General features: G+C 76.2%; 25 protein-coding genes and 1 tRNA gene. 5 read left to right on the top strand and 21 right to left on the bottom strand.

Annotated elements, in window-relative coordinates:
- Positions 1–7: 7 nt before the first annotated feature.
- The 6 genes from ACFYWL_RS15605 to ACFYWL_RS15580 all read right to left on the bottom strand — a co-directional run bounded on the left by ACFYWL_RS15605 (position 8) and on the right by ACFYWL_RS15580 (position 4,797).
- A complete protein-coding gene (locus ACFYWL_RS15605; RefSeq protein ID WP_007071104.1) occupies positions 8–340 on the bottom strand; it encodes a small basic family protein in 333 nt (110 codons plus the stop codon).
- Positions 337–1,299, bottom strand: coding sequence for a DUF881 domain-containing protein (locus ACFYWL_RS15600; RefSeq protein WP_386972725.1), 963 nt, complete (start codon positions 1,297–1,299; stop codon positions 337–339). Before ACFYWL_RS15600 ends, ACFYWL_RS15605 begins: the two co-directional genes overlap by 4 nt.
- Positions 1,296–1,946 carry a CDP-alcohol phosphatidyltransferase family protein gene (locus tag ACFYWL_RS15595; protein WP_386972722.1) on the bottom strand — a complete coding sequence of 217 codons (651 nt, stop codon included), beginning with the start codon at positions 1,944–1,946 and terminating at the stop codon, positions 1,296–1,298. The genes ACFYWL_RS15600 and ACFYWL_RS15595 overlap by 4 nt, the downstream gene beginning before the upstream one ends.
- A gap of 275 nt (positions 1,947–2,221) precedes the next feature.
- Positions 2,222–2,689: a MarR family transcriptional regulator gene (locus ACFYWL_RS15590; RefSeq protein ID WP_386972720.1), complete on the bottom strand. Its 468-nt coding sequence runs from the start codon at positions 2,687–2,689 to the stop codon at positions 2,222–2,224.
- Positions 2,690–2,729: 40 nt separating this feature from the next.
- The gene (locus ACFYWL_RS15585) at positions 2,730–3,917 is read right to left on the bottom strand and encodes a PP2C family protein-serine/threonine phosphatase (RefSeq protein WP_386972717.1); all 1,188 of its coding nucleotides are present in this window, start codon (positions 3,915–3,917) and stop codon (positions 2,730–2,732) included.
- A gap of 133 nt (positions 3,918–4,050) precedes the next feature.
- Positions 4,051–4,797 carry an SAM-dependent methyltransferase gene (locus ACFYWL_RS15580; RefSeq protein ID WP_386972714.1) on the bottom strand — a complete coding sequence of 249 codons (747 nt, stop codon included), beginning with the start codon at positions 4,795–4,797 and terminating at the stop codon, positions 4,051–4,053.
- Positions 4,798–4,923: 126 nt separating this feature from the next.
- On the opposite strand from ACFYWL_RS15580, the gene ACFYWL_RS15575 reads away from it, so the two are divergent.
- From ACFYWL_RS15575 to ACFYWL_RS15565, 3 genes are all read left to right on the top strand, one after another.
- Entirely contained in the window at positions 4,924–5,805 is an 882-nt protein-coding gene (locus tag ACFYWL_RS15575; RefSeq protein WP_386972712.1) for a universal stress protein, read from the top strand.
- 111 nt (positions 5,806–5,916) lie between these two features.
- Positions 5,917–6,126, top strand: coding sequence for a phosphatidylethanolamine-binding protein (locus ACFYWL_RS15570; RefSeq protein WP_386972709.1), 210 nt, complete (start codon positions 5,917–5,919; stop codon positions 6,124–6,126).
- Positions 6,123–6,599, top strand: a complete 477-nt coding sequence (locus ACFYWL_RS15565; protein WP_386972708.1) for a hypothetical protein — start codon at positions 6,123–6,125, stop codon at positions 6,597–6,599. The genes ACFYWL_RS15570 and ACFYWL_RS15565 overlap by 4 nt, the downstream gene beginning before the upstream one ends.
- Here the strand turns inward: ACFYWL_RS15565 and ACFYWL_RS15560 are convergent.
- Complete coding sequence (locus ACFYWL_RS15560) at positions 6,596–6,796, bottom strand: hypothetical protein (protein WP_386972705.1); 201 nt, start codon at positions 6,794–6,796, stop codon at positions 6,596–6,598. The genes ACFYWL_RS15565 and ACFYWL_RS15560 overlap by 4 nt on opposite strands.
- A 196-nt stretch (positions 6,797–6,992) precedes the next feature.
- Here ACFYWL_RS15560 and ACFYWL_RS15555 point away from each other — a divergent pair, with 196 nt between their 5' ends.
- Positions 6,993–7,643: a hypothetical protein gene (locus ACFYWL_RS15555; RefSeq protein WP_386972703.1), complete on the top strand. Its 651-nt coding sequence runs from the start codon at positions 6,993–6,995 to the stop codon at positions 7,641–7,643.
- A gap of 25 nt (positions 7,644–7,668) precedes the next feature.
- Here ACFYWL_RS15555 and ACFYWL_RS15550 read toward each other — a convergent pair whose 3' ends face one another.
- The 11 genes from ACFYWL_RS15550 to ACFYWL_RS15500 all read right to left on the bottom strand — a co-directional run bounded on the left by ACFYWL_RS15550 (position 7,669) and on the right by ACFYWL_RS15500 (position 19,421).
- Positions 7,669–7,854, bottom strand: a complete 186-nt coding sequence (locus ACFYWL_RS15550; protein ID WP_386973266.1) for a hypothetical protein — start codon at positions 7,852–7,854, stop codon at positions 7,669–7,671.
- A 75-nt stretch (positions 7,855–7,929) separates the two neighbouring features.
- Positions 7,930–8,127, bottom strand: coding sequence for a hypothetical protein (locus ACFYWL_RS15545; protein ID WP_386972701.1), 198 nt, complete (start codon positions 8,125–8,127; stop codon positions 7,930–7,932).
- A gap of 91 nt (positions 8,128–8,218) precedes the next feature.
- Positions 8,219–9,985 carry a selenocysteine-specific translation elongation factor gene (selB, locus tag ACFYWL_RS15540; protein WP_386972699.1) on the bottom strand — a complete coding sequence of 589 codons (1,767 nt, stop codon included), beginning with the start codon at positions 9,983–9,985 and terminating at the stop codon, positions 8,219–8,221.
- Positions 9,986–10,023: 38 nt separating this feature from the next.
- On the bottom strand, positions 10,024–11,322 hold the full coding sequence (gene selA, locus ACFYWL_RS15535; protein WP_386972697.1) for an L-seryl-tRNA(Sec) selenium transferase: 1,299 nt from the start codon (positions 11,320–11,322) through the stop codon (positions 10,024–10,026).
- Positions 11,323–11,344: 22 nt separating this feature from the next.
- A tRNA-Sec gene (locus ACFYWL_RS15530) sits at positions 11,345–11,440 on the bottom strand.
- A gap of 63 nt (positions 11,441–11,503) precedes the next feature.
- Positions 11,504–12,517 (bottom strand): NrfD/PsrC family molybdoenzyme membrane anchor subunit, encoded by a 1,014-nt coding sequence (gene nrfD, locus ACFYWL_RS15525; RefSeq protein ID WP_386972695.1) that lies wholly within the window; start codon positions 12,515–12,517, stop codon positions 11,504–11,506.
- Positions 12,514–13,557, bottom strand: coding sequence for a 4Fe-4S dicluster domain-containing protein (locus ACFYWL_RS15520; RefSeq protein WP_386972693.1), 1,044 nt, complete (start codon positions 13,555–13,557; stop codon positions 12,514–12,516). Before ACFYWL_RS15520 ends, nrfD begins: the two co-directional genes overlap by 4 nt.
- On the bottom strand, positions 13,550–16,882 hold the full coding sequence (gene fdh, locus ACFYWL_RS15515) for a formate dehydrogenase (protein WP_386972691.1): 3,333 nt from the start codon (positions 16,880–16,882) through the stop codon (positions 13,550–13,552). The genes ACFYWL_RS15520 and fdh overlap by 8 nt, the downstream gene beginning before the upstream one ends.
- 112 nt (positions 16,883–16,994) lie before the next feature.
- Positions 16,995–17,282 carry a MazG-like family protein gene (locus ACFYWL_RS15510; RefSeq protein WP_386972688.1) on the bottom strand — a complete coding sequence of 96 codons (288 nt, stop codon included), beginning with the start codon at positions 17,280–17,282 and terminating at the stop codon, positions 16,995–16,997.
- A 95-nt stretch (positions 17,283–17,377) separates the two neighbouring features.
- On the bottom strand, positions 17,378–18,082 hold the full coding sequence (locus ACFYWL_RS15505; RefSeq protein ID WP_386973215.1) for a hypothetical protein: 705 nt from the start codon (positions 18,080–18,082) through the stop codon (positions 17,378–17,380).
- A 196-nt stretch (positions 18,083–18,278) separates the two neighbouring features.
- Positions 18,279–19,421, bottom strand: a complete 1,143-nt coding sequence (locus ACFYWL_RS15500; protein ID WP_386972686.1) for a DUF3626 domain-containing protein — start codon at positions 19,419–19,421, stop codon at positions 18,279–18,281.
- A gap of 89 nt (positions 19,422–19,510) precedes the next feature.
- Between ACFYWL_RS15500 and ACFYWL_RS15495 the strand changes: the two genes are divergently transcribed.
- Positions 19,511–20,347, top strand: a complete 837-nt coding sequence (locus ACFYWL_RS15495; RefSeq protein WP_386972684.1) for an MEDS domain-containing protein — start codon at positions 19,511–19,513, stop codon at positions 20,345–20,347.
- A gap of 40 nt (positions 20,348–20,387) precedes the next feature.
- Here ACFYWL_RS15495 and ACFYWL_RS15490 read toward each other — a convergent pair whose 3' ends face one another.
- The 3 genes from ACFYWL_RS15490 to ACFYWL_RS15480 form a co-directional block, all read right to left on the bottom strand.
- A complete protein-coding gene (locus ACFYWL_RS15490; RefSeq protein ID WP_386972682.1) occupies positions 20,388–21,017 on the bottom strand; it encodes an MBL fold metallo-hydrolase in 630 nt (209 codons plus the stop codon).
- Complete coding sequence (locus tag ACFYWL_RS15485; RefSeq protein ID WP_386972679.1) at positions 21,014–22,102, bottom strand: S-(hydroxymethyl)mycothiol dehydrogenase; 1,089 nt, start codon at positions 22,100–22,102, stop codon at positions 21,014–21,016. The genes ACFYWL_RS15490 and ACFYWL_RS15485 overlap by 4 nt, the downstream gene beginning before the upstream one ends.
- A 106-nt stretch (positions 22,103–22,208) precedes the next feature.
- Positions 22,209–23,600 (bottom strand): nitrate/nitrite transporter, encoded by a 1,392-nt coding sequence (locus ACFYWL_RS15480; protein WP_386972677.1) that lies wholly within the window; start codon positions 23,598–23,600, stop codon positions 22,209–22,211.
- Positions 23,601–23,721 lie beyond the last annotated feature (121 nt).

Raw genomic sequence — 23,721 nt, 5'->3', positions numbered from 1 at the left:
TCTGAGCCTACGCCCGGAACAGGTGGCGACGGATCGCCGCCACGTTGCCGAAGATCCGCACCCCGAGCACCACCACCACACCGGTGGACAACTGCCCGCCCACGCCCAGCTGGTCGCCCAGATACACGATCAGACCCGCCACCAGCACGTTCGAGATGAACGACACCACGAACTGCTTGTCGTCGAAGATCCGGTCCAACTTCGCCCGCACCCCGCCGAACACCGCGTCCAGCGCCGCCACCACCGCGATCGGCAGATACGGCTGCAACGCCGCGGGAACCGTGGGATCGAGGTACACCCCGAGCACCACCCCGGCGAGCAACGCCAGCACCGCGATCATCGGCCACCTCCGGAAGGACTGGGAGACGAAACAGAACCGGACGGCTCAGGACCGGACGACCCCTCGACACCCGAACCCGACACGGACGGACTCGGACTGACCGAAGGCTCGGCGTAGCGTAGCCGTGGCTCCGGCGCCGCCGGCAGGGTGAGGTCCTCCACCTCCCGGACCTGGAACGACAGCCCCACCGAGGTCACCAGCTCCCGCATCAGGAACGCGGCCCGGCTGTCGTCGAACCGGTCCCGCAACGCGCCCGGCCCGATCGCCGACACCTCGTACGGCCCCGTCACCGGCCGGAAGTCCACCAGGATCGCCGCGCCCGCCGACCGGATCGTCGACGTCGCCGTCAGCCGCTGGCCGTTGATCGCCACCGCCTCCGCGCCCGCCGCCCACAGGTCGTTGGCCACCTTCTGCAGGTCCGTGTACAGCACCCGCGGCGGCCCGCCCTCGGAACCGGTCACCGCCCCGTCGTCCTTCGGCGGGGCGTCCGCCAGGCGCACCACCACGCCGTCACCGCGCACCCGCCCCAGGCCGGTGCCCGCCTCCAGCCGCCGCAACCGCGACGCCTGCGAGCCGCTGAGCGCCGCGTCCCGCTGCCGGCCGACCTCCTCCCGCAGCCGGTCGGCCCGCGCCGCCATCTCGTCGGTCTCCGCCTCGCGCTCCTTGATCTGCGCGACCAGGTCCGCCCGCGCCTTGCTGCGCCCCGGCTCCTCCGCCATCGTCTGCCGGTACGCCACCGCGAACAGGAACCCCAACGCCACGACCACCGCCAGGCTGACCGTCCGCGCCGACCGGCTGCGCCACCCCGACGGCGGCGTCTGCCGGCGGCGGGCCGCCGCGTCGGCGTACCCGGGGTCGAGCGGGTTGCGGAACAGTTCGGTCAGGAAGTCCGGCGCGTACACCCGGGCCGCCGGGCCGGCGCCCTCCGCGGCGTCGGGCCGCCGTTGCGGGCCCGTCACGCCGCCGCCCCCGTCGCCGGGGAGCGCACCGCCCGCACCAGCCGCGCCGCCTGCACCACGTAGAGCGCGCCGGCCGCCCAGTACAGCACCAGCCCCCACCAGGCCAGCCCCCAGCCGACCGCTGCGGCCACCGTCGCCGTGGCCGCCGACGTGGCGTGCGCCAGCAGCAGCACCGGGAAGGCGGCCAGCAGCAGGAACGTGGCGGTCTTGCCGACGTAGTGCACCGGCGGCGGACCGTACCCGTGCCGGCGCAGCACCCCCAGCGAGGCCAGCAGCAGCAGCTCCCGGGCCAGCAGCGCCACGGTGAACTGCCACGGCACCACCTCGCGCGCGGTGAACGCCAGCAGGGTCGCCAGGATGTAGAGCCGGTCGGCCAGCGGGTCCAGCAGCTCGCCCAGCCGGCTGACCTGCCGCAGCCGGCGGGCGATCCAGCCGTCGACCCAGTCCGTGGTGCCGCCGAGCGCCAGGACCACCACCGCGGCCACGTCGGCGTGGGCGACCAGCAGCAGATAGAGGAAGAGCGGCACGCCGAGCAGCCGGACGAAGCTGATCAGGTTGGGCAGGGTGAGGACGCGGTCCCCGGTCGGCGCGGCGCCCGGGCCGCGGGTCTCATCCGGGGACGGGGCCCCCGCCGGCCGACGCGACACCGAACCTCCCTCCGCAGCACGGTCCGGCGTCCGGAGCGGACGCTGCGGAGGGACGTGCGCGTTGCCGGGCCGGCCGCCGCCGGCGCCTTCGGATCCCGGGCTGGGACCTCCCCTGGTGCGGCCCCCGATCGCAGGATCGGGGGCCGGTGAGTTGCGCTGCCACTATATCGGGCCTGGCTCCGGCTCCCGGTGGCCCGCGCTCGCCTCGCCGGGGTGGCCCTGCCACTGTGGCTCAGCTCACGTCGCGTCGGTCGTCGGGGGCGGCCGGGGCGCGGTCAGGCGGTCCGGGCGCCCGGCTCCGACTGGGCCGCCGCCGGGGCCGGAGCCGCCGCCTGGCCGAACGCCAGCAGCGACAACAGCAGCTCGTGCTGGGTGCGCGACGGCATCCGCTCCAGCACCGCGCGGACCGCCCGGTGCCGGCGCTCGGTGAGCTCCCGCAGCAGCGCCTCGGCCGCCGCCGTGGGCACCAGCCGCACCTCCCGCCGGTCCCGCGGGTCGGCCACCCGGCGCAACAGCCCGATCGCCTCCAGCCGGTCGCACAGCCGGCTCGCCGACGACGGCACCACGTCGAGCAGCTCGGCGAGGCGGTTGACGTTGGTGCGGGGGCGGGCGCTGATCAGCGACAGCACCCGCAACTGCGTGGGCGACACGGTCATCTGGTGGCGGGAGCCCGTGGGGTCGAGCACGCGCACGAGCGCCTCGGCGGCGGCGTCGATCGCCGCGGCGAGATCCGGTTGCTCCACCCGACGTCCCCTGCGATGTCCGTGTCCCGCTGCTGCCCCGTCACCGCGCCCCGCCGCCCGGGCCGCCGGCCCGGCCGCGCCAGTCGAGGCAGACGACCACCGCGTCGTCGCGCAGATCGGCGTCGGCGTGGTAGGACTGCAGCCCGCGCATCACCGTACCAACTGCCTCGGTCGCCGGCTGCAAGCGCGTCGCGCGCATCGAGCGCGCCATGGCGCGCTCGCCGTACGGTTCGCCGCCGCCCGGCGCCGCCGCGTACACGCCGTCGCTGACCACGAAGAGCCGGTCGCCCGGTTCGACGGTGAACTCCTGCACCTCGTAGCGGGTCTCGGCGAACATGCCCAGCGGCAGTTGCTGCTCCAGCGGCACCCGCTGCACCGAGCCGCCCCGCAGCCGCAGCACGTGGGGCGAGCCCGCGTCCACCGCCCGCACCCGGCCGTCGGTGGCGTCCAGTTCCAGCAGCAGCGTCGCCACGTGCCGCTCGCCGCGGTGCTGGAAGAAGACGGTGTCCGAGGCCAGTTCGGCCTGCTCGACCAGGCCGCCGCCGGAGCGGCGGGCGTTGCGCATCGCGTTGACCGCCACCGCCGTCAGCAGCGACGCCGACAGGCCGGTGCCCGCGCCGTTGAGCACGGTCAACGCGAGTCGGTCGCCGTCGACCGACCAGTCGAAGTGGTCGCCGCCCACGGTGTACGCCGGCTCCAGCTGCCCGGCCAGCAGGAACGCGCCGTGCGTGACGCTGCGGCCCGGCAGCAGGTCCCACTGCATCTCGGCGGCCATGCTCAGCCGCTCGCGGCGGCGGGCCCGGCGGTAGCGGTCGGTCCCCCGGTCGGCTGCGCGCAACGCCAGCGCCAGCTCGCCGGCGATGTCCCGGGCGACCTCCACTGTCGACGCGGCCGGGGCGGCCGGCAGCTCGACCAGGAGCACGCCGAGGCGCTCGCCCCACACCGTCAGCGGCAGGTAGACCCGGCAGCGGCCGTCGTCCCCGCTGTCGAGGACCGGTTGCTGGCTGCTGAAGCAGCGCTGTGCCACGCCGTGGCAGGCGAGGAACCCGGCGTCGGGCAGGTCGGGGTCCAGCACCGGCCACAGGCCGCTGATGCGGTAGTCGGCGACGAACACGTCGGTCCGGGACGCGCCGAGAGCAGCGCGGATGGCCCGGTCGGCGGCCTCCGCCAACCGGTCGGGCGGCGCCTCGCGCAGCGCGCGGGACACCGTTCCGGACGCCTCCGGCATGATCACCCTCCGACAACTCTTGCTGTAGGGCAAGCATCATACGGACGGCTCCGGTCAGCCGGCGGGCACGGTCACCCGAAGCCGGCCGGCGCGTCACCGGGCCGTGCCGGCCGGACGTCGCGGGAGCCGCCGCTCAGTCGGGGCGTCGGACGGCGAGCCCGCCGTAGAAGGCGTCCGGCAGGTCCGCCGGCGGGCCGTCGGGGCGCCACCGGGCGACCGGGACGATGCCCTCCGGCGTCGGCGTCCACCTGCCGAGAAGCGGGCCGAACGCCGCGGGCGGGCGCATCCGGAAGGCCGGGCCCATCATCGCCAGGGCCTGCGGATACGCGGCCAACTCCATGCTGTCGAAATCGACGGCGAGGAAGCTGCCGGGGGCGGTTGCCGCGTACAGCGCGTCGAGGGTGCGCCGCAGCGTCACGTCGTCGAGGAACGCCGCGAGGCCGAGGAAGACCACCCCGACCGGGCGGCGGCCCCAGTCCGGCACGAACCGGTGCAGCAGCGCCGGGTCGATCGTGGCGAGGTCGGTGGCGTCGCCGAAACCGTAGCCGGCCCGGTCGCTGCCGGCCAGGATCCGCTGCCCGATGCCGACCGTGACCGGGTCCACGTCGGTGTAGAGCACCGTCGCCTGCGGCGCCGCCTCGTGCACGTTGCCCCGGGTGGGCACGCCCGCGCCGAAGACCAGGAAGGCGTCCACCCCGGCGGCGGCGATCGTCCGCACGGCCCGGCCGAGGAACGCCCGCAGGTCGCCAAACAGCGGGGCGCACGGCCCGTACGCCCCCTCGAAGGCCCGGGCCGCCGCCACGTCGACGGGGAAGTGGTGCTCCCCGCCGAGCCAGAAGTCGATCATGCGGGCGGTGCTGGGCTGTGCGGCGTCGTCCATCGGCGTCCCTCTCCTGTCTGAGATGTCCGGTCACCGTATCGGCCTCCGGGCCTGGGCGGTATCGCCTCGGCGACGGCCGGCGGGCCGCGATACTGACCGCGGGCGCACGGCGGAGGAGGTACGGCGGTGAACGCGGCCAGCGGCGCGGCGGTGGTGGTCGGCGTGGACGGCTCGCCGTCGTCCCTGCGGGCCGTCCGGCTCGCCGCGGCGGAGGCGGACCGCCGGAACCGGCCGCTGCGGGTGGTGCACGGCTTCATCTGGCCGCTGCTGCGGGTGCCGCTCGGCCCGGCGGCCGGCGCACCGCCCGGCGCCGGACTGCGCGAGCAGGCCGAACAGCTCGTGGCCGACGCCGTCGCCGAGGCCGGGCGGGCCGCGCCGGACGTCCGGGTCACCGGGGAGATCATCGACGGGGAGGCGGCGGCCGTGCTGGTCGGCGAGTCCCCTGCCGCCGTGCTGGTCGTCGTCGGCGACCGAGGGCTGGGCGGGTTCGCCGCGCTGGTGCTCGGCTCCGTGGCGGTGCAGGTCGCCGCGTACGCCGACTGTCCCGTGCTCGTGGCCCGCGGCGCGGCGCGCACGGGCGGGCCGGTCGTGGTCGGGGTGGACGGCTCCGGGCTGGCGCGGGCGGCCGTGGAGTTCGCCGCCGAGGCCGCGGCGGCGCGCGGCGTCGCGCTGCGCGCGGTGCACGCCTACCGGCACCCCGCCTCCGCCGGGCCCGGCGACATGCAGCCCCTCGTGTACGACGAGGACCGGCTGCGCGGCGAGGAGCAGCGGGTGCTGGCCGACTCCCTCGCCGGGATCGGCGACCGCTGGCCGCAGGTGCCCGTCGAGACGGTGGTGGCCCGCAGGCGGCCCGTCGCGGCGCTCACCGACGCCTCCCGCGAGGCCCAACTGCTGGTGGTCGGCGGGCGCGGCCACGGCGAGTTCACCGGCCTGCTCCTCGGCTCGGTCAGCCACGCCGTGCTGCACCGCGCCGACTGCCCCGTCGCCGTGGTGCGCGCACCGGCCTGACCGGCGGCCCGCCGGGTCTGCCAGCGGTGGCCGCCGGGGGACGGTTGGGTGCGGCGCAGGCGGGTAGACGGCCTGCGCCAACGGCCCCACCCACCACCAGAGGAGGCGGCTATGCCAGGACCACGACCGGGCAGCAACGCGTACGACAAGGAACGGGCGCGGCTGCGCGACCTGATCGAGAACTCCGGACGGGCCGCCGACTCCGAGGCCAACCGGGTCGCCAACCGGATCCTCCAGGACGACCGGGGAAAACGCGGCGTCGTGCGGGGCGAACGGACGTACGGCCCCAAGGGCGAACGCGAACCGGGCGACCCGAAGTGAACCGGACGCCACTGGTCGACGGCGCCGTCGCCGGCGCGGTCGGCAGCGTCGCGCTCAACGTCGTCAGCTACGTCGACATGGTGCTGCGCGCCCGACCGGCGAGCAGCACCCCCGAGGAGAGCGCCCGGCGCGTGGCCGGGCTGGCGCACGTGGACCTGGGACCCGAGGACCGGGCGGCCAACCGCCGCGCGGGCCTCGGGCCCCTGCTCGGGTACGGGCTGGGCATCGCCGCCGGCGCCGCGTTCGCCGTGCTGGCCGCGCGCCGCACACCGCCCCTGCCGGTGGCGGTGCTGCTGCTCGGCGGCGGCGTCATGGCCGCCTCCGACACGTCGATGACGGCGCTGGGGGTGACCGACCCGCGCCGGTGGAGCCGCACGGACTGGCTGTCGGACGTCGTGCCGCACCTGGCGTACGGGATGGCCGCCGCAGCCACCTGGAACCGGCTGCGGCCACCATCCTCGCGGCGAGGCTAGTCGTCGCTGTCGTCGTCGGCGACCTGCGCCCCCGCCGGCCCGTACGGCGACACCTGGCCACGCGGGACGGTGCGGCCCCGGTCGCCTTGCGACGCGCCGCCGGGGCGGGGATGACCGGACGCGCCGGGGCCCTTGGCGTCCTGCACCGCGTCGTTGCGCCCGTTGCGGCGCAGCTCCGGCTGCTGCGGGTTCGTCACGGGATTCTCCCTTCCGGTGGACGGCGCGGCGGAGGGCCGCGCCACGCGCGGTCTACCCGCCACGGCACCCCCCATGCGGCGCAAGGAAGGGCCCCTTGTTAACGCATTCTGTTGTACAAGGGGCCCTTCCTAACCGCGTGCACAACCCCACCGTGCCCGCGCGGGTGGGCGGCTGCGGGGTGGGTATCCCGGGGGCGTGGCAGACGATCGGAGGACCGCGCGAATCCTGCTGGAGCAGCAGGGCCGCACCTACGCGCAGGAGGCCGGCATCCGGCTCGCCGACCGGCCCGGCCCGCTGTACCAACTGCTGGTGCTGGCCACGCTGCTGAGCACCCGGATCCGGGCGGGCGTGGCGGTGGCGGCGGCCCGGGAGTTGAACGCCGCCGGCTACCGCACGCCCCAGGCGATGCAGGCGGCGACTTGGCAGGCGCGCGTCGACGCGCTGGGCCGCGGGCACTACCGCCGCTACGACGAGCGGACCGCCACCATGCTCGGCGACGGGGCGCGGCTGTGCCTGGACCGCTGGCACGGCGACCTGCGCCGCCTGCACCGGGAGGCCGGCGGGTCGCCGGCGGCGCTGCGGCGGCTGCTCACCGAGTTCCCCGGGATCGGCCCGACCGGTGCGGACATCTTCCTGCGTGAGGCGCAGGCGGTCTGGCCGGACGTGCGCCCGTACGCCGACCGGCGTGCCCTGGCCGGCGCCGGGCTGCTGGGCCTGCCGGCCGACCCGCGCGGGCTGGGCGGGCTGGTCGACGGGGCGGACTTCGGGCGGCTCGCCTCGGCGCTGGTCCGCGTGGCCCTCGACGAGGACTGCGCGCGGGAGGTCGTCCGCGCCGCCGCCGGCTGAGACCACCGCCGGGGCGCGGTGGGGGTCACTTGGCCGCGGTGTCGCTCGGCTTGGTCAGGTGCCAGGCCAGGGCGGCGGCCAGCACCGCGAGGATCACCACGCCGCCGGACACGCCGCCGCCGTCGTCGGCGCTGCGGCCCCTGCTGCCGAAGTAGATGACCGCGAGGCCGGCGAGCACCGCGACGGCCGTACGCATTCCCCGGTCCTTCACCCTCCGCACGGTACGGAGCCCCACCGCAGCACAGCGGGGCGAACCAGACTTTTCACCCGACCGGGGCGGTGCCGGTCAGTCGGTCTCCAGGTCGTCGAGGGAGATGGCGTGGGCCATCAGCCAGCGGGCCAGGGCGGGCATCCCGAACAGCCACAGCGGGGCCGACTCGGTGGGGCCGTTCGTGGCGAACACGGCGAAGCGCAGGTCCGGTGCCCGGTACGCCTCGATCCGCCACCGGTGGCTCTTGTCCCGCCAGACCGCCGAAGGGTCCATGACCGCCACGCTAGGCCACCTGCGGCCCGCAGGGGGTCGCGTCACCTGCGAAACCCGCCCCGTCGGCCGGGGACCAGCGCGGGCGGACCGGTCAGGGTGGCGAGGACACCACCACGGTGCGGGCGTCGTCGGGCAGGCGACGGGTGACGCCCCGCCGGTCCAACAGCTCCAGCAGCGGCACCGCCACCCGGCGGGTGGTGTCCAGGGCCTGCCGGGCGGCGCTGAGCGTGAACGGCTGCGGCAGCCCGGCGAGGACCCGCACGGCGGCGTCCACGGCGCCGGGCAGCAGCACCACGGTGTCGGCCAGCCGCAGCAGCGCACCGGCCCGCACCGCCGCCCCGAGCTCCCGGGGCCCGAGCCCCCACTCGGCGAGGCGGTGCGCCTCCGGGGCCCGGAACGGCCGGTCGCCGTACTCGGCGTGGACGCGGGCCACCGCGCGGGCCACCGGCTCGGGCAGCGCGTCGCCGGCCGACGCGGTGACCCGCCCGGCGACCACCCGCAGCGGCGGGCGCACGAGGGCCTCGACCAGGGCCCGGTCGGGCAGGCCGAGCCGGTGGCGCAGCACGTCGACGGGAACGCCCGCCTCCAGGGGGTGCGCGGCGGCGTACCGGGTGGTCTCCGCGGTCAGCCGGGCGGCGAGGGCGGCCCAGTGCTCCGGGTCGGCCAGCCAGTCCCCGGCGACGGGGGCGGCGGTGACGGGCACCCCCATCCGGCGCAGCTCCCCCACCCGGGCCAGGGCGCGACGGCGCAGCTCCCCCACCAGGTCGGGGCGGCCGTCGAGGTCGGCGAGGACCCGGGCGCGGGCGGCGGCGGCCCCGCGCCGGGTCAGTGGCGGCGGGGCCACGTCCAGCACGGTCACCCCGCCGGCGATCAGGTGCCGGCCGGGGTCGCGCAGCAGCGCCCGGTCGCCGACGAGCAGCGGCAGCGGGCGGGCCAGCCGCAGCCGGACGGTGTCGACGCCGAGGGGGCGCACCCGGGCGGGCACGGCGGCGGAGCCGACGTGCAGGGTGAGCGTGCCCGGCAGGTCGGCTGCCGGTTCCCCGGTGACGCGCGCGTCGAGCAGGTCGGTGCGGCCGAACCGGCCGGGGGTGAGCAGCGCCTCGCCGCGGCCGAGCCGGTCACGGGGCACGTTGCGCAGGTTCACCGCGACCCGGGCCACCGCGTCGACCCGGTCGCGGGCGACGCCGAGGCGGTGCAGGCCCCGCACGCGCACCTGCTCGCCGGTGCCGGCCAGCTCCAGGTGGTCGCCGACGGCCAGCCGGCCGCCGCCGAGGGTGCCGGTGACCACCGTGCCGCTGCCGGTGATCGTGAACGACCGGTCCACCCACAGCCGCACCGGCGCGTCGGCCGGCGGGTCGGGCAGCCGGGCCGCCAGGCGGTCCAGGGCCGCCCGCAGGTCGGGCAGGCCGGCACCGGTGACGGCGCTGACCGCGACGGCCTCCACGTCGCCCAGGGAGGTGGCGGCGAGCTGCGCGCGGGCCTGGGCCAGCGCCGGCCCCGGGTCGGCCAGGTCCGCGCGGGTCACCACCAGCAGCCCGTACGCCACGCCGAGCGCGTGCAGCGCGGCCAGGTGCTCGGCGGACTGGGGCATCCAGCCCTCGTCGGCGGCGACGACGAACAGCGCGGCGGGCGCGGGACCGACCCCGGCGAGCATGTTCGGCACGAACCGCTCGTGGCCGGGCACGTCGACGAACGCGACCGTGGCCCCGCGGGGCAGCGTGGTCCAGGCGAAGCCGAGGTCGATGGTCATGCCCCGGCGGCGTTCCTCGGCCCACCGGTCCGGCTCCATCCCGGTCAGCGCCCGCACCAGCGTGGACTTGCCGTGGTCGACGTGCCCGGCGGTGGCCACCACCCGCACGTCAGTCCACCACCCGCAGGTCAGCTTCCGCCGGCACGTCAGTCCTCCGCCGGCACGGCAAGCACGGCGGCGCGCAGCGCGTCGTCTGCGGCGGCGGGGACGCAGCGCAGGTCCAGCAGCAGCCGGCCCCGGGCGACCCGGCCGAGCACCGGCGGGTCGCCGAGGCGCAGCGGCCGGGCGTACCGCTCGGGCAGGGCCAGCGCCCACGAGTCCAGCTCGACGCCGGGCGCGCCGCCGCCGCCGACCACGGCGGCGGCCGGCAGCACCTCGGCCTTGCAGCCGTCGGCGGCCAGCCCGTCGCGCAGGCGTTCGGTGCGCCGCCGCAGGACGCCTGGGTCGGCGTGCAGGGCCGCCCGGGTGGGGGTGTCGGGGTCGTGCAGGGTGGCCGCCAACGCGGCGAGGGTCAGCTTGTCGACCCGCAGGGCGCGGGCCAGGGGGTGCCGGCGCAGCCGGTCGACCAGGTCGGCGTCGCCGAGCAGCAGCCCGGCCTGCGGGCCGCCGAGCAGCTTGTCGCCGCTGGCGGTGACCAGGTGCGCGCCCGCGCGCAGGGTGCTCGCCGCATCGGGCTCGGCGGGCAGCAGCGGGTCGGCGGCGAGCAGCCCGGAGCCGATGTCGGCGACGACGGGCACGCCCAGGGTGGCCAGCCGATCGACGCCGACGGCGCTGGTGAAGCCGGTGACCACGAAGTTCGACGGGTGCACCTTCAACACGAACCCGGTGTCGGGGCCGACCGCGTCGGCGTAGTCGGCGAGGGTGGTGCGGTTGGTGGTGCCCACCTCCCGCAGCCGCGCGCCGGTGCTGGCCAGCAGGTCGGGCAGGCGGAACCCGTCGCCGATCTCCACCAGCTCGCCCCGGCTGACCACGATCTGACGGCCGGCGGCGAGGGCGGTGGCGGCCAGGACGAGCGCCGCCGCGCCGTTGTTGACCACGTGCACGCCGCCCGCGTCGGGCACGGCGGCGGCGAGCGCGGCGAGGGCGTCGCGGCCACGCCGGGCCCGCCGGCCGGTGGCCAGGTCCAGCTCCACGTCGGTGTGCCCGGCGGCGGCGGCCACGGCGGCCACGGCGGCGGCCGACAGCGGGGCCCGGCCCAGGTTGGTGTGCAGGACGACGCCGGTGGCGTTGAGCACCGCCGCAGGGCCGGCGGCGGGCAGCGCGGCGAGGGCGGCGTCGCGTACCCCGTCGGGGGTGATCTCACCGGCGCGGGCCCGGGCCTGCGCGGCGACGATCGCGGCCTTGACCCGGTCGCGGCCCAGCCGACCGGCGGCGGCGGCCAACCCGGGGTCGGCCAGCAGGGCGTCGGTGCGCGGGACCCGCCGGCGGGGATCGGCGTCGCGCATCGCGTCCTTCCCACGGGTTGCCTGGCGGAGACGGACGGGAATCGAACCCGCCTGGCCCGGGTCCCGGACCACACCGGTTTTGAAGACCGGGAGGGGCACCAGCCGCCTGAACGCCTCCACCGGCCATTTGACCACAGCGCCCCGCCCGGCGTGCGGGGAGGGCGTCGGCGGAGGAAGGTCGTCAGCCCTGCGCGGCGCGGCGGTCGACGCGTTCGCGTTGCGGCACCACCGTGTACTTCGGGTCGCGGGCGGAGGCGACGCCGCCGTGGAAGATGCCGAACCGGGTGGCGACCGACGCGGCGAGCAGCGCCGCGCCGGACAGGCCGGACAGCAGCCGGCTGCGGCGGCCGGCCAGCGCGCCGAGGACCCCGGCGGCGGTCAGCGTCCGGCCGGCGCGCAGCAACCGGCCGGGCACGCCGGTGCGGTAGGGCTCGCTGAGCAGGCCGAGGCGGGTCTCCACCCGGTGCGCGCCCCACAGCTCCAGGGCCGCGCCGGCCACCGCCATCCGCCGGGCCGGGCCGGCCTGGGCGCAGGGCGCGGCCAGCAGGCCCACGCCGGCGCCGCTGGCCAGGGCGCTGCCCGCGAAGACGACCGGCAGTTCCGGGTACGCCTCGTGCCACGACGGCACCGCCGTGTCGGCCAGCAGCACCCCCGTGTACGTGGCCAGGGCCGGCGCGGTGGCGGCGGCGACCAGGCCGGCGGCCCGCCCGGCCCCGGGCAGCAGCCGCCGCCCCACGCCCGACACGCCCCGCGCGGGCAGCCACGGCGCGGCCTCGGCGACGGCGGCGACCCCGGCGGCGGGACCGAACGCGGTGAGGATCCAGGTGCCCACCGACATCGGGGAGGTCGGCTTCGCCACCCGCAGCATGTGGTGGAAGCGCGCCGGCCGGCCCAGGTCGTTGACGAGGAAGTAGGCGCTGGCGGTGACCGCCGCCAGGGAGGTGACCCGGCCGGCGCGGCGCAGCGCCGGCCGCCCGGTGAGCTGCCCGCCGGCGGCCAGCAACGACGACCCGGCGGCCAGCCCGCCGGTGAACAGGTACGCCGCGATGTCCCACTTCCACACCGGCGGCTTGAGGATGGGCCGGCCGTAGTAGGAGGTGAACTCGGCCGGCGGGACGGTCAGCTGTTCCCCGCCGCCGCGTCCGCTGCGGTGGCGGCGGAACCGGTCACCGACCGGCCGGTGCTGTGCGCTCACGATGACCCTCCGACGAACGCGGCGACGGCCGCCGCCGCCATGGCCAGGGCGGCCAGCCCGGCCCGTTTCCACATCCGGGGCAGGTCCCGGGTGGTGACCACCGGGTCGGGCGGCAGCCCGTACACCTCCGGGTCGTCGAGCAGCAGGAAGAACGCGCCGTCGCCGCCGACGCCGTCGGTGGGGTCGTGGCCGTAGAGCCGGGCCTCCGGCACACCCCGCTCGTGCAGGGTCGCGACCCGGTGCGCGGCCCGCTCCCGCAGCTCGTCGAGGGGGCCGTACTGGATGGACTCGGTGGGGCACGCCTGCGCGCAGGCCGGTGTCGCGCCCGCGCCGAGCCGGTCGTAGCACAGGGTGCACTTCCACGCCCGGCCGTCGCCCCTGCGCTGGTCGATCACCCCGTACGGGCAGGCGGAGATGCAGTAGCCGCAGCCGTTGCAGATGTCCTCCTGCACCACGACGGTGCCGAACTCGGTGCGGAACAGCGACCCGGTGGGGCACACGTCGAGGCAGGCGGCGTGGGTGCAGTGCTTGCACACGTCCGACATCATCAGCCAGCGGAAGTCGGTGCGGTCCTGCGCGCCGGTGTCCCGGCCGGGCGGCCGTGCCCCGGGCATGCCGAGGAACTGCGGGCCGGCGGCCATCCGCGCCGCGGCGGCCGGGTCGCCCGCCGGCGCGCCGGGGCTGGTGCCGGTGTCGGCGTCGGTGCCGGCGGCCACCGCCGCCGACGCGGCGCTGACCGGCGCGCCGGTCGGGGTGCCGGCGAACGGCGCGGCGCGGCGCCCGGCGGGGCGGGGCTGCTCCACGAACGCCACGTGCCGCCACGAGTTCGCCGTCAGCGCGCCGGTGTTGTCGTAGGACATGCCGAGCAGGTCCAGCCCGGAGCCTGGCACGTCGTTCCACTCCTTGCAGGCGACCTCGCACGCCTTGCAGCCGATGCAGACGCTGGTGTCGGTGAAGAAGCCCATCCGGGGCGGGGCGTCGGTCCAGCCGGCGTCCGGGGCCGGGTCCAGCGGCCCGTAGAGGCTGTTGGCGTCAGGCATGCCCACTCCCGTCCCGCTCGTCGGCCGACGCGCCCGCCGAGCGTGCGTCGGTGCTGCCGGCCGCGTCGCCGCCGCCCGCCGCGTCGGTGGTGACGATCGGGATCCGCCGCTGCGGGCTCATCCCGGCCCGCCGCCGGTAGTCGGCGACCAGGTCGAGCAGGGCCGGCCCGGTGGGCCGCCGGCCGGGCCGCACGTCGCAGGTGCCGACCTTGCTCTCCTGGATCAGCACGTTCGGGTCCAGGGTGATGCCGAACAGGTCGTTGGCCGAGTCGCCGGTGACGAGCCCCTCGGTGCCGAAATGGTACGGCAGCCACAGCTGGTGGATGATCCGGCCGTCGACCCGCAGCGGGGTGAGCCGGTCGGTGACCAGCACCCTCGCCTCGATCACCGCCCGGCCGCTGACCAGGTGCGCCCAGCCCAGGTGCGTCAGGCCCACCTCGGCGGCCAGCTCCGGGGACACCTCCACGAACATCTCCGGCTGCAACTCGGCCAGCGGGCGCACGGTGCGGCTCATCCCGCCGGCCGTGTGGTGCTCGGTGAGCCGGCTGACCGTGAACACGTACGGGAAGACGCCGCTGTGTGCCTCCGGCGGGCTCGGGTTGACCGAGTTGACCGGATGCTCGTAGACCTTGCGGGTCGGGTTGGCCTGCTGCCCGTACAGGGGGTTGCGCATCGGGGACTCGGCCGGCTCGTAGTGCGCCGGCAGCGGGCCGTCGAGCACCCCGCTGGGCGCGAACAGCCAGGCCTTGCCGTCGCCCTGCATGACGAACGCGTCGTCGCCGGCGATGGCCTCCACCCCGGAGGCGCCCTCCGGCGGCCGGTACGTCGGCGGCTTCGTCTTCTCGAAGTCCGGCACGTCGTAGCCGGTCCACTCCCCGGCGTCCGGGTCCCACCAGACGTACTTCTTGCGTTCGCTCCACGGGCGGCCCTGCGGGTCGGCGGAGGCCCGGTTGTAGAGGGTGCGCCGGTTCGCCGGCCACGCCCAGCCCCACTGCGCGGCCACCCAGTCCTGCTCGTGGCGGGAGCGGCGGCGGGCCGCCTGGTTGACGCCGTCGGCGTAGACGCCGGTGTAGATCCAGCAGCCGATCGCGGTCGAGCCGTCGTCGCGGGCCTGCGCGAACGCCGACAGGGGGCGGCCGGTGGCCACCTCGTACCCGTTGATCTCCCGCAGCACCGCCTCGGCGCTGGGCTCGGCGTGCGGGCCGTGCGTCGGGTAGTCCCAGGTCAGGTCGAGCAGCGCCCGGTCGCGCGGGTGCGGCGACGCGGCCAGCTTCTCCCGCAGCCGCCGGCCGAGGTGGTAGAAGAACCACAGCTCGGAGCGGGCGTCGCCCGGCGGGTCGACGGCCTTCTCCCGCCACTGCAGCAGCCGCTGGGTCTGGGTGAACGTGCCCTCCTTCTCCACGTGGGAGGCCGCCGGCAGGAAGAACACCTCGGTGCGGCACTGCTCCGGCACGATCTCCCCGGTGGCCACCTCGGGGCTGTTCTTCCAGAACGTGGCGCTCTCGATGAGGAACAGGTCGCGCACGACCAGCCAGTCGAGGTTGGCCATGCCGAGGCGCTGGGCGCGGCCGTGCGCGGAGCCGACCGCCGGGTTCTGGCCGAGCAGGAAGTAGCCCCGGATTTTCCCGTCGATCATGTTGAGGACCTGCTGGTAGGTGCCGTGGTCGCCGGTCATCCGGGGCAGGTGGCCGTAGCAGAAGTCGTTCTCCGGCGTCGCCGCGTCCCCCCAGTACGCCTTGAGCAGGCTCGCCGCGTACGCCCGGGAGTTGCCCCAGAAGCCCTTCTGGCCGGGGTGGCGGATGCTGTCGACCCAGTCGTCGAACGTCTCGTGGTCGGCGTGGTGCGGCATCGGCAGGTAGCCGGGGAGCAGGTTGAACAGCGTGGGGATGTCGGTGGAGCCCTGGATGCTGGCGTGCCCGCGCAGCGCCAGGATGCCGCCGCCGGGCCGGCCCATGTTGCCCAGCAGGGTCTGGATGATCGCGCCGGTGCGGATGTACTGCACGCCGACGCTGTGCTGCGTCCAGCCCACCGAGTAGACCAGCGCGCCGGTGCGTTCCCGGCCCGAGTTGCCCGCCCACGCCTCGGCCAGCTCCAGGAACTTGTCCTGCGGGATGCCGCAGACCCGCTCCACCATCTCCGGGGTGTAGCGGGCGAAGTGCCGCCGCAGGATCTGGTAGACGCAGCGCGGGTGTTGCAGCGTCTCGTCCCGCCGGACCTGCCCGGGCACCGGCATGCCGTGCGACTCGTGGCGCAGCCCGGCCGCGCTGTCGCGTTCCTTGCCGGTGCCGGTGATCTCGGCGTGGCCCTCGTGGCCGGCGTACTGCCAGCTCGACGTGTCGTACGAGCCGGTGTCGGGGCGGTAGCCGGAGAACAGGCCGTCGAGGTCCTCGGTGTCGGCGAACTGGTCGCTGACGATCGTCGCCGCGTTCGTGTACGCCAGCACGTACTCCCGGAAGTCCAGCTCGTTCTCCAGGATGTGGCGCACCACGCCGCCGAGCAGCGCGACGTCGGTGCCCGCCCGGATCGGCAGGTAGGAGTCGGCGACCGCGCTGGTGCGGGTGAACCGGGGGTCGACGTGGAAGACCTTCGCGCCGCGCCGCTTGGCCTCCATCACCCACTGGAAGCCCACCGGGTGGGCCTCGGCCATGTTGGAGCCCTGAATGACGATGACGTCAGCGTTGACCAGGTCCTGTTGGAAGTCCGTCGCGCCGCCGCGACCGAAGCTGGTCCCCAGACCGGGGACGGTGGCGGAGTGTCAAATGCGGGCCTGGTTCTCGATCTGGAGCGCCCCCATCGCCGTGAACAGCTTCTTGATGAGGTAGTTCTCCTCGTTGTCCAGCGTCGCCCCGCCGAGGCTGGAGATGCCCAGCGTGCGGTGCAGCGGCCGGCCCGCGTCGTCGACGTCCTCCCAGGTGGCCTCGCGGGCGGCGAGGATCCGGTCGGCGATCATGTCGACGGCGGTGTCGAGGTCCAGGTCCTCCCACTCGGTGGCGTACGGCCGGCGGTAGCGCACCTTCGTCTGCCGCAGCGGGCTGGTGACCAGGCTCTTGCTGGCCGAGCCCTTCGGGCACAGCCGGCCCCGGGAGATCGGGCTGTCCGGGTCGCCCTCGATCTGGGTGACCCGCCCGTCGGTGACGAAGACCCGCTGCCCGCAGCCCACCGCGCAGTAGGGGCAGACCGAACGGGCCACGCTGTCGGCGGTCTCGGTGCGGGCGGTCAGCGCCGCCGAGCGGGCCGACTGGGCCGCCGCGCCCCGCCCGAGCGGGTCGGTGCCGGTGAGCTGCCGGTAGACGGGCCAGCCCGCGAGGAACGTCCGCAGACCCATCGCGAAGCACCCCCTCCCGGCGGCGGCGGAAGCCGACTCCCTCCGAACCCTAGGCCAGCGCCCGCCGCGCCGCGACCGGGGGCCGGTCTTTTCCCGCCGCCGGGGGCGGTGCTCACCGCTGCCGGGAGCCGACCTTCGCGGCGCACGCCAGCAGCGCGGCCCGCGCGTCGCCGCCGAGGCTCTCGATCGCCACCAGCGCCGTGAACGCCGCGTCGGCCAGCTCGGCGGCCACGTCGTCGCGGGTGTGGGTGACGCCCTTGCGGGGATTCTGCCCGAGGACGCCGATCCACGCCCCGGCGGCCTCGCCCGCCTCCTCGGTCAGCTCCGCGTCTCCGGCGCCGTTGGCGGCGTCGAGCCAACCGCGCGCCGCCCGCACCGCATCCCAGATCGACTCGTCCATGGGGAGAGTGAACCGCGACGGCGCTGCCGGGCCGCACCCGGGGAGGCGGACGCCCCCGTGCCGGCGGCACGGGGGCGGTGCGGGGTGTCGTCACGTCACCACAGCTGCGCGACGATGTCCGCGGCCTGCGCCTCCCACTGGGCGTACGCGTACGGGTACGCCGACACCTGCACCGTCTGCGCCGCGGCGGTCAGCGGCAGCTCCCGCCAGCCGCCGACGTTCTTCAGCGCCCCGAAGAACGCCTTGGACGCGTACTCGGGGTCGGTGATCTGGTCGGGCGAGCCCCAACCGGACGACGGGCGCTGCTGGAACAGGCCCTGCGAGTCGTGGTCGTTGTACGCGCCGAGGTGGCCGAGGTTGTACAGCTTCGACTCTTGCAGCGAGGTGGCCACGCCGATCACCGCGCCGCGCTCGCCGACGCCGGTCTCCTTGGCGGCCTTGACGATGGCCCTGGCGTTGGCCACCTGCGCGTCGTCGAGCGGGATGCGCGACTGCGCGCCCTCGACGCCGTGCGGGATCAGCTCGTCGCGGCTCGGCTTGCCCGTCGACGGGGTCGGCTTGGCGGTGTCCTCGCCGGTGGTCAGCGCGGACTCGACGGTGGCGGCCTCCCGGGTCTTGCCGGTGGCCAGGTCGATGGCGGCGACCGCGCCAGCGTGCGGGCCGGCGGTGACGGGGGCGGCGACGGCCGTGGGGCCGAACGCCAGGCCGCCAAGGACGGCGACGCCGCTGATGGTCAGGACGGTCCTGCGGTTCGTGGTCTTCGCGATGGCCGGGAGCCATCGAGTGAAGGACGCCTTCACGATGGTTGCCCTTTCGGTCGTCACGACGCGCTCCGGGGTGAGCGCCCCTCGGGACCCGCCCCGGCCGGATGGGTTTACCGGCGGGCGGTACGGGGGACACAACCAGCTTCACGTGTCCGTCATTCCGGATACGGGCGGCAGCGGCCCGGTTGCGGCCCCGGTCACGGCCGGAACCGGACGCGACGGCCTACACCGGTCAACGGGCGCGTGGGGCCCCGAACCGGACGAGCACGTGCCACAGCATCTTGAGGTCCTGGAGCGTGGCCGCCAGCGGGCCACGGTCGGCCCACCGGTCGGGCTCGGCGACCGCCGAAGCGGCGGCCCGGCCGATCAGCGCGGCGTCGACCGGCTCGCCGGGGCGGGCGAACTCGGCGTGGATCCGGGCGGCCAACGGCGGGATGCCGGGCCCCCGGAAGTCGGCGTCGACCCCGTCGACCGGCAGCTCGAAGCCGGCGTGCCAACGCAGCGCCGCCCCGCAGCGGGCCGCCAGGTCGACCAACACCCGGCCCACCCGGGTGCCCGCGAACGACGGGTCGAGCACGAACGCCTCGACGTCACGGCCGAGGACGACCTCGCCGTGGATCTGCGCCTCGACGTAGTCGTCCAGCGCACGGGCGGCCGGGCCGGCGCGCCAGGCGTACCGGTCGCGGCGGAACAGCAGGGCCCGGGCCAGGCTGGCCGGGTCCGTCCCGGCGACGCCGAGGCTGACGCCCGTGCCGGCGGTGGTGTCGAACAGCTCGGCCAGCACCGGCTCGGGCACGCCGATCGTGCCGAGGTGGGGCGGCTCCAGGTGGCTGTCGCCGAAGCAGAACGTGGCGCGGGCCAGCACCTGTGGCCGTAGCCGCAGGTGGCAGGAGCCGAACCGGGGACACGCGCCGTCGGGGTGGTCGAGCAGGTCGAGCCCGCCGTACGTCGGGCGGTCACGCGGAAGCACGCCCGCCCGCTGGTAGGCGCCGCCGAACATCGCCTCCTCCCAGCGGTCCCGGTCGCCGCCGGGGAACGCGGTCAGGCCGCCGTTGGAGATGCCCGTGGCGAACTGGCTGCGGTAGACGCCCTGCGCGGCCAGCGCGTCGGCCACCGTCCGCCCGTCGGCGAGCAACCGGTCGGGGTGGAAATTGACGGTGAGCCGGCCGCGCGCGCCGACCGCCGCGACCAGTTCCTCCGGCTGGTGGTCGACGCCGGAGGCGGCCAGGTGCCGCGCGAGCACGGCGCGCGCGGCCGGGCGACGCCGCAGCGCCGAGCGACGTACGTGAGCCAGGGCGGCGGCCTGCGCCGGGGTCAGCGGTGAGCGGTCGGCGGCATCAGCAGCGGGCGAGCCGGTCGGGGTGGTGTGGGGCACGGGCACCGATTGTGCCGGGCCGCCGCGACACCGGTCGCCGCACCGCTGCGGGGTTACAGTGGAGGGCGCGTCGACCGGAAGGCGATGAGGTGACCACGTCCGCGGTGGTGGACCAGATCGAGCTGGGCGACCACGTCTGCTGGTTCCACGACGACGAGGCCGACGGTCTCGACGCCGTGGGCCGGTTCGCCGCCGCCGGCCTGCGGCTCGGCCACCGCGTCGTCTGCTTCGTCGACGTGCTGTCCGCCGCCGACGTGCGGGCGTCCGCCGCGCGCCACGGCGTCGGGCCGCCGCCGCTCGCCGGTGAGCTGCGCATCGTGTCCTGCGGCGACAGCTACCTCGCCGGGGGCCGGTTCCGACCCGAACGGGTCGTCGACGCCCTCGCCGCCGAGATCGCCTCGGCGCACCGCGAGGGCCACGCCGGCGTACGGCTGGTCGGGGACATGGCGTGGGCGGCGCGCGGCACGGTGGACCTCGACACGCTGCGCCGCTACGAGGCCGCCGCCGGCGCGCTCTTCCTCGACGGCCGGGCGGCCGGCCTGTGCCTCTACGACCGGCGGGCCTTCTCCCCCGAATGGCGCCAGGCGATGATGTCGGCGCACCCGGGCGCCGGCCCGGCGTGCGGGCCGCGCTGGACGCCGCTGCTGCGCGCCCACCGCACGGCCGACCCGGCGGGGCTGCGGCTGGTGGGGCAGGTCGACCGGAGCAACCGGGACGCCTTCGCGGCGTTGCTCGCCGCGGCCACCGAGGAGGCGCCCGCGCGGCAGCCCGTCGTGTTGGACCTGTCCGGGCTGACCTTCGTCGACGTGCGCGCGGCGACGACGCTGGTGCGGGCCGGCCCGCGCGGCGTGCGGCTGGTCGGCTGCCGGCCGGCGCTGGCGCGGCTGCTGGACCTGGTGCGCGGCGGCCTGGCCGACGAGGGCTGACGCCGGCCGGGGAGCCCGGCCGGCCGGCGTCAGGTGACCGTCAGTGGCCCCGGGCCAGCCACTGCGCGAGGTGCGGGGCCTCCGCGCCGATGGTGGTGCTGTCGCCGTGCCCGGTGTGCACGACCGTCTCCGGGGGCAGGGTGAACAGCCGGGTCCGGATCGACTCGATGATGGTGCCGAAGTCGCTGTACGAGCGGCCCGTCGCCCCGGGCCCGCCGGCGAAGAGGGTGTCGCCGGTGAAGACGACGCCGAGTGCCGGGGCGTGCAGGCTACACGCCCCGGGGCTGTGGCCGGGGGTGTGCAGCACCCGCAGGCCGGTGCCCGCCACCTCGACCGTCGTGCCGTCGCGCAGCTCGCCGTCGGGGGCCACGTCGGGGTGCACCATGTCCCACAGCACCCGGTCGTCGGGGTGCAGCAGCACCGGCGCGCCGGTGGCCCGGGCGAGCTGCGGGGCCACCCGCACGTGGTCGTCGTGGGCGTGGGTGGCCAGGATCGCCACCACCCGCCGGCCCCCGACCGTACGCAGGATCGCGTCGACGTCGTGCGGGGCGTCGACGACGACGCACTCGCTGTCGTCGCCGACCACCCAGACGTTGTTGTCGACGTCGAAGGTCTGCCCGTCGAGGGAGAACGTGCCGGAGGTGACGGTGTGGTCGACGCGGGCGGTCACGGGAAGACCACCACCGAACGCAGCACGTCGCCGTGGTGCATCCGGGTGAACGCCTCCTCGACCTGGTCCAGGGCGATCTCCTCGGTGACGAACGCGTCCAGGTCGAGCCGGCCCTGCAGGTACAGCTCGGTCAGCAGGGGGAAGTCGCGGCTGGGCAGGCAGTCGCCGTACCAGCTGGACTTGAGGGCGCCGCCGCGGCCGAAGACGTCCAGCAGCGGCAGCTCGACGGTCATCTGCGGGGTGGGCACGCCGACCAGCACGACCGTGCCGGCGAGGTCACGGGCGTAGAACGCCTGCTTCCACGTCTCGGGCCGGCCGACGGCGTCGATGACGACGTCCGCGCCGAAACCACCGGTGGCGGCCCGGATCGCCTCCACCGGGTCGTCCTCGGAGGCGTTGACGGTGTGGGTGGCGCCGAACCTGCGGGCCCAGTCGAGCTTGCGGGAGTCGGTGTCGACCGCGACGATCGTCGTCGCGCCGGCCAGGGCCGCGCCGGCCACGGCGGCGTCACCGACCCCGCCGCAGCCGATGACGGCCACGGAGTCGCCGCGGGTGACGCCGCCGGTGTTCATGGCCGCGCCCAGGCCCGCCATCACCCCGCAGCCGAGCAGGCCCACGGCGGCGGGCCGGGCCGCCGGGTCGACCTTCGTGCACTGCCCGGCGTGCACCAGGGTCTTCTCGGCGAACGCGCCGATGCCCAGCGCCGGCGACAGGACGGTGCCGTCGGTGAGCGTCATCTTCTGCGCGGCGTTGTGGGTGGCGAAGCAATACCACGGCCGGCCCCGCCGGCAGGCGCGGCAGACCCCGCACACGGCCCGCCAGTTGAGCACCACGAAGTCGCCGGGGGCGACGTCGGTGACGCCGTCGCCGACCTGCTCGACGATCCCGGCGGCCTCGTGGCCGAGCAGGAACGGGAACTCGTCGTTGATGCCGCCCTCGCGGTAGTGCAGGTCGGTGTGGCAGACCCCGCACGCCTGGACGCGGACCACCGCCTCGCCGGGCCCCGGGTCGGGCACCACGATGGTGGCGACCTCGACCGGCGCGCCCTTGCGCCGCGAAATGACTCCCCGGACTTCCTGGCTCACGATGTCCTCCTGCTCCACACGCTTGTCGGTGTCGCCGCCACCGGGCCCGGCCGGCGACGCGGGACGCGCCGGTTCGACGCCCACGCGATCACGCTCCCCGGCGAAACTACCGCCGATCACCTCGCCGGACCCACCGACGTGCGGGGGTTACCACCGGCGGGGCGGCCTGGACCGGTTCGGCCGGTCGGCCGATGCTCTGCGCGGCGGCGAGGGCCCGGCGGGCGGCGGCGCGGTAGCGCAGCACCTGGACCGCGCCGAGCGCCCAGAGGGCGTACTGCGTGGCGAAGGCCCACCGGAACGCGGCCAGGTCGGGGGCGGCCCGGCCGGCGGGGGTGGCCAGGTCCAGCACGACCCCGACGGCCAGCACGAGCGCGATCGAGGCGACGAACCCACCGACGTTGACGATGCCGATGGCGCTGCCGATGCGGCTGGCCGGGTTGAACGTGCGGGCGTAGTCGAAGCCGATGACGGAGCCGGGGCCGTTCGCGGCGAGCACCAGCACCAGCACGACCAGCAGCCAGCCCGGTGCGCGGCCCGGCCAGGCGAGCACCACCGCCCACACCGCGGCGGTGGCCGCGGTGACGGCGAGCACGAGCACCGAGCGGCGCAGCGGGTACCGGGCGCACAGGTGGGCGATGACCGGGCCCGCCGCCAGGCTGGCCAGGGTCATCAGGGTGAGCAGGGACGCGGCGGCGGTCGGCGCCATCTGCTGCCCCTGCACCAGGAACGGGTAGCCCCACAGCAGGGCGAACACCGAGCCGGAGAACTGGGCGACGAAGTGGGTCCACAGTCCCAGCCGGGTGCCGGGCTGCGCCCAGGCCGCGGCCAGCTGCCGGCGCACCGTCGTCAGGTCGGGGGCCGGCACGGCGGCGGGCCCGCGGTGCGGGGTGTCCCGGACGACCGCGACGACCATGGTCAGCGCGGTCGCCCCGAGCGCGGCGGCGCCGAGGAACGCCGGGGTCCAGCCCGCGTGGTGCAGCAGCGCGACCAGCGGCACCGCGCCCAGCACCGCGCCGAGCTGACCGAGGGTGCCGGTGAGCTGCACCAGCATCGGGTTGCGCCGGCCGGGGAACCAGAACGCGACGATGCGCAGCACGCTGATGAACGTCATCGCGTCGCCCAGGCCGACCAGCACCCGGGCGGTGACGGCGAGGCCGACGTCGGTGGCGACGGCGAAGCAGAGCTGACCGGCGACCATCAGCGCGCCGCCGGCCACGAGCAGCCGGCGGGAGCCGTACCGGTCGAGCAGCACGCCCACGGGCACCTGCATCGCCGCGTAGACGGCGAGTTGGGCGACGGTGAAGGTGGCCAGCGCGGAGGCGCTGATGTCGAAGCGGTGCGCCGCGTCGACGCCGGTGACGCCGAGCGAGCCGCGGTGGAACACCGCCGCCACGTACGCGCCGAGGGCGACGGCCCAGACCCCGACGGCCCGGCGGCCGGACGCGGTGCTCGCCTCGGCGGTGGCGGCCACGCTCACCGCACGGCCGGGATGCGTCATGTATCTATGATGGGCGTCGATCGGTCAGGTGTCCGCAACGGGCGGGCGGAGCGTGAGGCGAGCCACCCGGGCGGCGCTGTGGCGTGCGCCACCTCATGGACACGCCGGTGCCGGGCGGCGG

Source organism: Micromonospora sp. NPDC002575 (assembly GCF_042889525.1).
GTDB classification, from domain to species: Bacteria; Actinomycetota; Actinomycetes; order Mycobacteriales; family Micromonosporaceae; genus Micromonospora; species Micromonospora carbonacea.
This window is presented reverse-complemented; position numbering and strand designations above follow the sequence as displayed.